An 11346-nucleotide genomic window follows, 5' to 3' on the forward strand; every position below is an offset into this window, starting at 1 on the left:
TTCCCCTCTGCTCTGTCCGCTCCGGGTGTCCGGATCCGCGTACGCCGTGGGTGCGGCGCCGCGTCTTCGGGGGACAACCTAACCGTCGACCAAATTGTTGACCATATGATTGACGAAAGAATTTTCGGCATGATCGGCAGGACGGGCGGCGCGACTAGACTGGCGCGGACGCCGGAAGAGCGGGACGTCAGCGGGTCGGCAGGGTCGTCGGAGTCGTCAAGGGGAGCGGTTACAGGTGACGCAGCAGCGGGCTACGGGGCAGGCGGGACGCGGCACGGTGAGTGCCGGGATTCGGCGGGCGCTCGCCTCCGGGGACATGGTGCCGGGCCAGCGCCTCATCGAGCAGGAGCTGTCCGACACCTTCCACGCCACGCGCAGCTCCGTACGCGAGGCGTTGCAGGACCTCGCCGCCGAGGGCCTGGTGGAGCTGATCCCCCGGCGGGGCGCCCGGGTCCGGGTGGTCACGGTCGAGGAGGCGATCCAGATCACCGAGTGCCGTGCCGCCCTGGAGGGCCTGTGCGCCCGCCGGGCGGCGGAGCTCGCCACCGAGGAGGAGCGGGAGAGGCTGCGGGAGATCGGCGTCCGGATGCGCGAGGCGGTCGACGGGGGCGCGCTCGACACGTACTCCCTCCTCAACCGGAGGCTCCACGAGACCATCGCGGACATCAGCGGCCAGAAGGTGGCGGAGGGGCTGCTGGACCGGCTCAACGCGCAGATGGTCCGCCATCAGTTCCGGCTCTCACTCCGTCCCGGCCGCCCCGGCCGCTCGCTCCCGCAGCACCTGGACATCATCGAGGCGATCCGGGCCGGCGACGGACCCGCCGCGGAGGCCGCCGCCCGCGCCCATCTGGAGAGCGTCACCACGGAGCTGCGCGCCACGCCGGAGCGTACGGAACCGGCCGCCGGGACGGCCCGGCCCGCCGCCGGCCAGGCCCTCATGGACCCGGCGGCACGGTAGCCCGCAGCGCGGCCGTCGTCGTGGCCCCCGACGCCTGTCCCGCGCCCCTCGGCGCGGGACAGGCGGGCCCGGTGCCCCGCCGGCGGGCCCCGGCACGGGACAATGGCTGTATGACACAGGGAAACGACGCGGCGACGGCCCACGCGTGGGCGGCGATCGGCGGCCGGGACGGGCTCGCGGAGTCCGTGACATACGAGGGCGCGGGCCCGGTGCTGGCGGCGCGGCTGCCGGTACGGGAGCTGGCGCGGGCCACCGTGGGCGCCTGTTCGCTGGCCGCCTCGGAGCTGCTGGCGCTCCGTCGCGGCGTCCCTCTTCCGGCGGTACGGGTACGGGAGGGGGCGGTCGCCACGGCGTTCGTCAGCGAGCGGCATCTGCGGATCGACGGGCGGGTGCCGACGGCGTTCGCGCCGCTCTCCGGGTTCTGGCGGACGGCCGACGGCTGGGTGCGCACCCACGCCAACTACCCGCACCACCGGGCGCGGCTGCTCGGCGCGCTCGAACTGCGGGACGCGGGCGACGCCCCCGCGACCGCCCGGCGGCTCGCGGCCGAACTGGCGACGCGCGAGGCCCACGAGGTCCAGGAGACGGTGTACGCGGCGGGCGGCCTGGCGGTGGCGGTCGCCCCCGCGCCCCGCTCCGTCGGCGACTCCCCCGACTCCTCCGACGCCTCCGACGCCCCCAACTCCCCCGACACTCCCGGCTCCCCCGGCGCTCCCGGCGCGGGCACACCGCCGCTCGTCGAGCTCCTGCCGGGCGGTGCGAGCGGCCCTGCGGGGACCCTGGAGCCGGCCGCGCTGCCCGCCGAGGGGATCCGGGTACTGGACCTCACCCGGGTGATCTCGGGCCCGGTCGCCACCCGCACCCTGGCGCTGCTGGGCGCGGATGTGCTGCGGGTGGACTCGCCGCGTCTGCCGGAGCAGGCGGACGCGCACACCGACACGGGCCCGGGGAAGCGTTCGGCCCTGCTGGATCTCTCGGCCCCCGCCGACCGGGAGGTCTTCGAGGAGTTGCTGGCCACCGCCGATGTGGTGGTGAGCGGCTACCGGCCCGGCGCGCTGGACCCGTACGGACTCGCCCCCGAGGCGCTGTTCGCCCGGCGCCCCGGGCTGATCGTGGCCCAGCTCTGCGCCTGGGGCTGGTCCGGGCCGTGGTCCACGCGGCGCGGCTTCGACAGTCTGGTGCAGGCGGCGAGCGGGATCGCGGCGTACGAGGCGAAGGACGGCGAGGGGGAGGACGGCGAGGGGGAGGACGACGGCACGGAGGGCGGCGGCGTGCCGGGCGCGCTGCCCGCGCAGGCGCTCGACCACGGTACGGGGTATCTGATCGCGGGCGGGATCCTGCGCGCCCTGACGGAGCGTCAGCACACCGGCGAGGGAAGGCTGTTGCGCTACTCCCTGGCGGGCACCGCGTCCTGGCTGCTGCACGGGGTGCGCCCCGCCCCCGTGGAGGGCGGCCCGTACGAACCGGCCCCCTGGCTCACCGAGACCCCGTCGGCGTACGGCCCGCTCCGCCACGCCCTCTCCCCGGTGCACTACGAGGGCGCCCCCGTCACCTGGCGCCACCCGCCGACCCGTTGGGGCACGGACCTGCCGAAATGGGCCTGACACACCTGCCCGGGGCGGACCTGGCACGCGAGCCGGACCGGACCTGACACGCCTGCCGGGGCAGGCCGGCCCGGCGGACGCGCCCGCCCGGAGGGCACCGGCCCGGGGTGGCGGGGTGCCGCCCCGGGCGGGACCGGGCGTCTTGACACCGGCCGGTTCCGATGGTGGTCTACACCAATCGGTCACCGGCCGGTGATCGAGTCCAGATCCCGCTTGGAGTTGCCGTGCTCCGTTGGTCCCGAAGGCACCACCTCCGAAACCCCCTTCTCGGCCTCCCTCTTCTCGGCGCCATGGCACTGACCCTCACCACCCTGATTCCGCTCACCTCCTCCCCGTCCGCCCTCTCAGCGGCCTCGTCCGCCGTCCCCGTCGGCGCCGCCACCCCGGCGGAGGCGCTGCCGGTGGTCACCCCGACGCCCCAGCGGATGACCGGCGCGGGGCGGTCCCTGCGCGTGCCGGACCGGGTGCGGCTCGCCGTCGCGCCGGGCGCGGACGGGGCCGGGCTCGCCGTGGTCAGGGCGGCGCTCTCCGCCGCCGGGGCCCGGCACATCGACGAGACACCGCTGACGGACGCCACCCCGGTCGCGGACCGGGGTGCCCCCGCGACGGGCTCCGGCCGCTCCGACGGGCTGACCGTCGTGGTGGGTCCGGTCGCGGACCGGCCGGTGGCGCGGGCGCTGCGCGCGGCGGGCGGGAGCGTGCCCGGCACGCTGGTCGCGGAGGGGTACTCGCTCGCCTCCACCGCGAACGGCGGGCGCGCCGGCGGGACCGTCGTCCTCGCCGGCAACGACGCGGACGGCGGCTACTACGCGGCCCAGACCTTCCGGCAGTTGGTGGCGCCCGAGCGCCGTGCCATCGCGGCCGTGTCGATCACGGACCACCCCCTGATGGCGCTGCGCGGATCCATCGAGGGCTTCTACGGCGCGCCCTGGTCGCACGCCGACCGGCTCGACCAACTCGCCTTCTACGGCGCGGTCAAGGCCAACACGTACATCTACGCGCCCAAGGACGACCCGTATCTGCGGGAGAGCTGGCGCGAGCCCTATCCGGCCGAGAAGCTGGCCGAGTTGCGCGAGCTGATCGAGACCGCCACCGCCCACCACGTCGACTTCACCTACGCCATCTCCCCCGGCCTGTCGGTCTGTTACAGCGATCCGGCCGATGTGAAGGCGCTGGAGGAGAAGCTCGGGTCGCTCTACGAAGCGGGCGCGCGCAGCTTCTATGTCGCGCTGGACGACATCAGCTACACGAGCTGGAACTGCGCTGCCGACCAGGCGGGTTACGGCGCACCGGGGCGCGCGGCGGCCGGCCGGGCGCAGGCCGGGCTGCTCAACACACTGCAACGCGGCTTCATCGCGACACACCCCGGCGCCAACCCGCTGCAAATGGTGCCGACCGAGTACTCCGACATGGCCGACTCCCCGTACAAGACGGTGCTGCGCGAGGAGCTCGACCCACGCGTGGTCGTGCAGTGGACGGGCAACGACGTCGTCCCGCCCTCTATCAGCGTGGCCGACGCGCGGGCCGCCTCGGCGGTCTGGGGCCGCAAGGTGTTCCTCTGGGACAACTACCCGGTCAACGACTACGGGCAGACCACGGGCCGGCTCCTGATGGCCCCGTACGACCGGCGTGAGCCGGGCCTGCACGAGGAGTTGAGCGGCATCGTCCTCAACCCGATGAACCAGGCGGCGGCGAGCAAGGTCGCTCTCTTCGGCGGGGCGTCGTTCGCCTGGAACGACCAGGATTACGACGCCGACCGGACCTGGCGGGCGGCGGCGGACTTCCTGGCGGGCGGCGACCGTACGACGGCGGAGGCGCTGCTGGCCTTCTTCGACACCCAGCATCTCGCGCCGACGTTCGGCCCGGAGAACTGGCAGCCCCAGGCGCCCGCGCTCCGTGCCGCGCTGGACGGTTTCCGCACCGTATGGACCACCGGTTCGGCCGCCGAGCGGCAGGCCGCGCTGCGGACCCTCGCCGCCCGCGCGACGCTGCTCGCGGAGGCTCCGGAGCGGATCAGGAGCGGGGTGGCGGACGAGGGGTTCCTGCGGGAGACGGCGCCCTGGCTGACCGCGCTCGACCTGTGGGGCGACGCGTTCGAGGCCACGGTGGAGGGGCTGCGGGCGCAGCTCGCCGGCGGCAGCGGGGCGAGCGCCTTCGCACAGGCGGCGGAGCTGGCCGGACAGGCTTCGGCAGTGCGGACGATCCCGGGGACGACCAGGCCGCAGGGGACGATCAAGGTGGCGGACGGGGTGCTGGACACCTTCATCCGGCAGGCGCCGGAGCTGCGCGACTGACCGGCCCGCCGACTGCCCCGCCCAGGGGGTGCGGGCTTCCGGTCGCCTCATGGGGACCGGAAGCCCGCACCCCGCTTTCATCACGATCCGGTTTCGGGATACCCCCCGCCTCTTGCCTTCTCTGCGTGAAATCGATTCCAATCCTTCGTGTAATCGATTCCACAGAGAGGTGGACCGACGATGGCGGCCATCAAGGACGTCGCGGCCGAGGCAGGTGTCTCCGCCGCCACGGTCTCCCGGGTGCTCAACGGCCATCCGTCCGTGAGCCCGGCTGCCCGGGCCCGGGTGCTCGCCGCGGTCGACACGCTCGGCTACCGCCCCAACGCGCTCGCCCGCTCCCTGCGGACCGACGAGACCCGCACCCTCGGCCTGGTCATCAGCGATGTCCTCAACCCGTACTTCACCTCGCTGGCCCGCGCCGTCGAGGAGGAGGCGCGGGCCCTCGGCTACAGCGTGGTCATCGGGAACGCCGACGAGCGCCCCGAACTCCAGGACCACCACATCCGTACGCTGCTGGACCGCAGGATCGACGGGCTGCTCCTCTCCCCCGCCGGGCCCGGCGCCGAGCTGATCCGGGACGCGACGGACGCCGGTACGCCGGTGGTCTTCGTGGACCGGTGGATCCCGGGCGTGGACGTGCCGGTGGTACGGGCGGACGGGCGCGCCGCCGTCGCGGAACTCGTCGCCCATCTGCTCGCCCTCGGCCACCGCAGGCCGGCGATCATCGCGGGCCCGGCGGCCACCACCACCGGCAGCGAGCGGGTCGAGGCGTTCCGGGCGGCGCTCGCCGGGCACGGGGTGGAGCTGCCCGACGCGTACATCGGCCAGGGCGACTTCCAGGCGGAGAGCGGGCGCCGGGCCGCCGAGCGCTTTCTGCGGCTGCCGGAGCCGCCGGACGCCGTCTTCGCCGCGGACAACCTGATGGCGCTCGGCGCGCTCGACGCGTTCCGGGCCCGGGGGCTGCGGGTGCCGGAGGACATCGCGCTGGCCGCGTTCGACGACATCCCCTGGTTCGTCCACACCGACCCGCCGATCACCGCGATCGCGCAGCCGACCGAGGAGCTGGGGCGGGCCGCCGTCCGGGCGCTGGCCGCGCGGATCGCGGGGCGGGCGGCGCCGTCCGTGACGCTCCCCGCCCGGCTGGTGGTACGCCGCTCCTGCGGCGCGCCCCTCCTGCCCGCACAGCCCGGAGCCGTACCTCCCGGAGCCGTACCTCCCGGTCCCGTACCGCCGGAACCGCCGGCCCCGTCCCCCTCCGCCCCGGCGGAACCGAACCCCTCAGCACGATCGTGAAGGAGCGACCCGTGAGTGACCCGGACGAGTTGCTGCGCGTCGAAGGGATACGCAAGACCTTCCCCGGCGTGGTCGCGCTCGACAGCGTCGACTTCGACCTGCGCCGCGGTGAGGTCCATGTCCTCCTCGGCGAGAACGGCGCCGGCAAGTCCACCCTGATCAAGATGGTCTCGGGCGCCTACCGGCCGGACAGCGGACGGATTCTGGTGGGCGGTGAGGAGGTACGGATCCACGGCGCGCAGGACGCGGAGCGGCTCGGTATCGCCACCATCTACCAGGAGTTCAATCTCGTCCCCGATCTGACGGTGGCCGAGAACATCTTCCTGGGGCGCCAGCCGCGCCGCTTCGGCCTGGTCGACCGCAAGAAGATGGAGGCCGAAGCGGCCCGGCTGCTGGAGCGGGTCGGGGTGACCACGCCGCCCGACACCAAGGTCCGTGAACTGGGCATCGCCCGGCTCCAGATGGTGGAGATCGCGAAGGCGCTGAGCCTGGACGCGCGCGTGCTGGTGATGGACGAGCCGACCGCCGTGCTCACCTCCGAGGAGGTCGAGAAGCTCTTCCGGATCGTGCGCGCCCTGCGCGAGGACGGGGTGGGCATCGTCTTCATCACCCACCACCTGGAGGAGATCGCCGCGCTCGGCGACCGGGTCACCGTGCTGCGCGACGGCCGCAGTGTGGGACAGGTGCCCGCGTCGACGCCGGAGGACGAACTCGTCCGGCTGATGGTCGGCCGCTCCATCGACCAGCAGTACCCGCGCGAGCCGGCCGAGCCGGGCGACGCGCTGCTCCGGGTCGACGGGCTGACCCGGCACGGCGCCTTCCACGACGTGGGGTTCGAGGTGCGGGCCGGTGAGGTCGTCGGGATCGCGGGGCTGGTGGGAGCGGGCCGTACCGAGGTGGTACGGGCGGTGTTCGGCGCCGACCCGTACGACACCGGCACCGTGACGGCCGGCGGGGCCCCGCTGCCCCGGGCCGACATCGGCGCGGCGATGGCCGCCGGGATCGGCCTCGTGCCCGAGGACCGTAAGGGCCAGGGCCTGCTGCTCGACGCCTCCGTGGCGGAGAACCTCGGCCTGGTCACCCTGCGCACCGCGACCCGGGGCGGGCTGGTGGACCGCAAGGCCCAGCACACCGCCGCCGACCGGGTGGCCGGGCAGCTCGGGGTGCGGATGTCCGGGCTCGGCCAGCGGGTGGGCACCCTGTCCGGCGGCAACCAGCAGAAGGTCGTCATCGGCAAGTGGCTGCTGGCCGAGGTGCGGGTGCTGATCCTGGACGAGCCGACGCGCGGGATCGATGTCGGCGCGAAGGTCGAGATCTACCAGCTCATCAACGAACTGACGGCCGCGGGCCACGCCGTGCTGATGGTCTCCAGCGATCTGCCCGAGGTGCTCGGGATGAGCGACCGGGTGCTGGTGATGGCCCAGGGCCGGATCGCCGGTGAACTCACCGGCGACGAGGCGACCCAGGACGCGGTGATGGCCCTCGCGGTGGGCGCGGCGGCCCGTACCACCGGCACACGTACCACCGAAACCGCCGCGCGGCACACCCCCCAAGAACCAACCCCCCAAGAACACACCGCCCAAGAACACACCGCAGAACGACACACCACCGAAGAACACACCACGGCCACCGATCCGGCTGTCGACGATGAAGGAGTGGAGGGCTCCCGTGGCCACTGACACGCTCACGAGCGGGAAGAACACGGCAGGCGGCGGGGGCGGGGGCGGTGCCTCCGGGCTCCGCAGGCTCCTCCTCGACAACGGCGCGCTGAGCGCCCTGGTGGTCCTGGTGGTGGCGATGTCGCTGCTCTCCGGCGACTTCCTCACCACCCAGAACCTGCTGAACGTCGGTGTGCAGGCCGCCGTGACCGCGATCCTCGCGTTCGGTGTCACCTTCGTCATCGTCACGGCGGGCATCGACCTGTCGGTGGGTTCGGTGGCGGCGCTCTCCGCGACCGTCCTGGCGTGGTCGGCGACCTCGGCGGGGGTGCCGGTGTGGCTGGCGGTCCTCCTCGCCGTCCTCACCGGCATAGCCTGCGGCTTCGTCAACGGGGCGCTCGTCTCGTACGGCAAACTCCCGCCGTTCATCGCCACGCTGGCGATGCTGTCGGTGGGGCGCGGGCTCTCCCTGGTGATCTCGCAGGGCAGCCCGATCGCGTTCCCCACCTCGGTCTCCCGGCTCGGTGACACGCTCGGCGGCTGGCTGCCCGCGCCGGTGCTGGTGATGGTCGTGATGGGGCTGGTCACCGCGGTGATCCTGGGCCGTACCTACCTGGGCCGCTCGATGTACGCGATCGGCGGCAACGAGGAGGCGGCGCGCCTGTCGGGGCTGCGGGTCAAGCGGCAGAAGGTCGCCGTCTACGCCCTCTCCGGACTCTTCGCGGCCGTCGCGGGCATCGTGCTCGCCTCCCGGCTCGCCTCGGCGCAGCCGCAGGCCGCGCAGGGGTACGAACTCGACGCGATCGCCGCGGTCGTCATCGGCGGCGCCAGCCTCTCGGGCGGGGTCGGCAAGGCGTCCGGCACCCTGATCGGCGCGCTGATCCTGGCGGTGCTGCGCAACGGGCTCAACCTGCTGTCGGTGTCGGCGTTCTGGCAGCAGGTCGTCATCGGGGTGGTCATCGCGCTCGCGGTGCTCCTCGACACGGTGCGCCGGCGCGCCGGTGCCACCCCGGTGGCGGGCGGCGCGGCCGGTACGGGGGCGAGCGGCGGGCCGGGCGGCAAGAAGGCGCGGGCGGTGCGGTACACCGTCGCCGCGGTGCTGGTCGCCGCCGTCCTCGGCGGGGTGTCCTTCTGGAACACCGGCTCCTCCGGGGGCACCACCAAGCTGGGGCTCTCCGTCTCCACCCTCAACAACCCCTTCTTCGTCCAGCTCAAGGCGGGCGCCCAGGCGGAGGCGAAGGCGAAAGGCGTGGACCTCACCGTCACCGACGCCCAGAACGACGCCTCCCAGCAGGCCAACCAGGTGACGAACTTCATCAGCGAGGGGATGTCCTCGGTGATCGTCAACCCGGTCGACTCGGACGCCTCGGGACCCTCCGTACGGGCCGCGAACAAGGCGGACATCCCGGTGGTCGCCGCCGACCGCGGTGTGAACAACGCCGAGGTGGCGACCCTCGTCGCCTCCGACAATGTCGCGGGCGGGGCGGAGGCGGCGAAGACCCTCGCCGAGAAGCTGGGCGGCAAGGGCCGGATCGTGATCCTCCAGGGCACCGCGGGCACCTCGGCGAGCCGGGAGCGCGGCGCGGGCTTCGCCCAGGGGCTCAAGGCGTACCCGGGGATCGAGGTCGTCGCGAAGCAGCCCGCCGACTTCGACCGCACCAAGGGCCTCGACGTGATGACCAACCTGCTCCAGGCCAACGGCGACGTGAACGGTGTGTTCGCCGAGAACGACGAGATGGCGCTCGGCGCGGCCAAGGCGCTGGGCTCGAAGGCGGGTTCGTCGGTCGCCGTGGTCGGGTTCGACGGGACGCCCGACGGGCTGAAGGCGGTCGAGGCGGGCACGCTCTACGCGTCGGTGGCGCAGCAGCCCCGGGAACTGGGCAAGCTGGCGGTGCGCAACGCGATCGCGATCGCCGAGGGCAAGAAGATCGACACGACGGTGAAGGTGCCGGTGAAGGTGGTCACGGCGGAGAACGTGGCCGACTTCTCCTGACCCCGGCACCGGACCCGCCCCGACACCGGCTGCCGCCCCGGGGGCGGTCCCGGGGCAGCAGCCACCGACACGATGGAGTGAGAGAGCGATGTACGCGTATGACCTGCTGGTCGTGGGGTCGGCCAACGCCGACCTGGTGACCCTCGTCGAGCGGCGCCCCGGCCCCGGCGAGACCGTCCTCGGCTCGGACCTCCAGGTCCAGCCGGGCGGCAAGGGCGCCAACCAGGCCGCAGCCGCCGCCCGGCTCGGTGCCCGTACGGCGCTGCTGGCCCGGGTCGGCGACGACGCGCACGGCCGGCTGCTGCTCGACGCGCAGCGCGCGGCGAGGGTCGACACGGCGGGGGTGCGGTCCGGCGGGGCGCCCACCGGGGTCGCGCTGATCACCGTGGACCCGTCCGGCGACAACAGCATCGTGGTCTCCCCGGGCGCCAACGCCCGCCTCTCCCCCGCCGATGTCCGGGACGCGGCGGAGCTGTTGGCGACGTCCCGGGTGGTCTCGGCGCAGTTGGAGATCCCGCTGGAGACGGTCGCCGAGGTGGTCCGCGGGCTGGCGCCCGGCAGCCGCTTCGTCCTCAACCCGTCGCCGCCGGTGAAGCTGGACGCGGAGATCCTCGCGGCGTGCGACCCGCTGATCGTCAACGAGCACGAGGCCCGGGTCCTGCTGGGCGGGGCCGCGGGCGCCGACGGGGGCCCGGACGGCGGTCCGGACGGTGGCTCGGACGACGGTCCGGACGGCGGTCCGGACGGTGACGGTGCCGGTGCCGAACCGGCCGACTGGGCGCGGGCGTTGCTCGCGCTGGGGCCGCGCTCGGTGGTCATCACACTGGGCGCGGAAGGGGCGCTGGTGGCGGACGGCCGTACGACGGTACACGTACCGTCCGTCCCGGTGCGGGCGGTCGACACCACCGGCGCCGGGGACGCGTTCACCGCAGCGCTGGCGTGGCGGCTCGGCGCGGGCGAGGACCTGGCGACGGCGGCCGGCTACGCGGCGCGGGTGGGCGCGGTGACGGTCACCCGGCCGGGCGCCCAGGTCTCGTACCCGACGGCGGAGGAAGTGGCGGCGCTGCCGGCCGGAGCCCCGTCGGGCCCGGGGGAGCCGTCGGGGCCGGAGGTGTCCCGGTGAAGAGGTCGGGGATCCTGAACCGTCATCTCGCGGGCGCGCTCGCCGAGTTGGGGCACGGGCACGAGGTGCTGGTCTGCGATGCGGGCATGCCGGTCCCGGCGGGTCCGCGCCTGGTGGACCTGGCGTTCCTGCCCGGGGTGCCGTCCTTCGCGCAGGTGGTGGAGGGGCTGCTCGCCGAGCTGGTCGTGGAGGGCGCGACGGCCGCCCACGAGGTGCGGGAGGCGAACCCGGAAGCGGCGCGGCTGCTGGCGCCGCTCCCGGAGCTGACCTACGTCCCGCACGAGGAGCTGAAGCGGCTCTCGGCGGGCGCCCGGCTGATCGTACGGACCGGGGAGGCCAGGCCGTACGCGAATGTGCTGCTCAGATGCGGGGTCTTCTTCTGATACGGGCGGAGCGCGGCCCGGGGTGCCCGCCCCGGGCCGG

The 11346-nt window shown here is 74.2% G+C and carries 7 protein-coding genes and 1 pseudogene; all 8 read left to right on the forward strand.

The window, feature by feature from the left end; all coding sequences use genetic code 11:
* The first annotated feature begins 235 nt into the window (after positions 1-235).
* The 8 genes and pseudogenes from AB0O07_RS09640 (at position 236) to rbsD (ending at position 11306) form a co-directional block, all read left to right on the forward strand.
* Positions 236-958: a GntR family transcriptional regulator gene (locus tag AB0O07_RS09640; RefSeq protein ID WP_365629622.1), complete on the forward strand. Its 723-nt coding sequence runs from the start codon at positions 236-238 to the stop codon at positions 956-958.
* A 110-nt stretch (positions 959-1068) separates the two neighbouring features.
* On the forward strand, positions 1069-2562 hold the full coding sequence (locus tag AB0O07_RS09645) for a CoA transferase (RefSeq protein ID WP_365629625.1): 1494 nt from the start codon (positions 1069-1071) through the stop codon (positions 2560-2562).
* A gap of 290 nt (positions 2563-2852) precedes the next feature.
* Positions 2853-4856, forward strand: coding sequence for a beta-N-acetylglucosaminidase domain-containing protein (locus tag AB0O07_RS09650; protein ID WP_365629628.1), 2004 nt, complete (start codon positions 2853-2855; stop codon positions 4854-4856).
* Between the two features lie 180 nt (positions 4857-5036).
* A complete protein-coding gene (locus tag AB0O07_RS09655; protein ID WP_365629631.1) occupies positions 5037-6149 on the forward strand; it encodes a LacI family DNA-binding transcriptional regulator in 1113 nt (370 codons plus the stop codon).
* Between the two features lie 11 nt (positions 6150-6160).
* Positions 6161-7639: pseudogene (locus AB0O07_RS09660) on the forward strand (sugar ABC transporter ATP-binding protein); the annotation flags it as partial.
* A gap of 178 nt (positions 7640-7817) precedes the next feature.
* Entirely contained in the window at positions 7818-9800 is a 1983-nt protein-coding gene (locus tag AB0O07_RS09665) for a substrate-binding domain-containing protein (protein WP_365629634.1), read from the forward strand.
* Between the two features lie 88 nt (positions 9801-9888).
* Complete coding sequence (locus tag AB0O07_RS09670) at positions 9889-10923, forward strand: ribokinase (RefSeq protein WP_365629637.1); 1035 nt, start codon at positions 9889-9891, stop codon at positions 10921-10923.
* Positions 10920-11306 carry a D-ribose pyranase gene (gene rbsD / locus AB0O07_RS09675; protein ID WP_365629640.1) on the forward strand — a complete coding sequence of 129 codons (387 nt, stop codon included), beginning with the start codon at positions 10920-10922 and terminating at the stop codon, positions 11304-11306. The genes AB0O07_RS09670 and rbsD overlap by 4 nt, the downstream gene beginning before the upstream one ends.
* Positions 11307-11346: the final 40 nt, after the last annotated feature.

This window comes from Streptomyces sp. NPDC093085, from assembly GCF_040683935.1.
Taxonomy (GTDB): Bacteria; Actinomycetota; Actinomycetes; order Streptomycetales; family Streptomycetaceae; genus Streptomyces.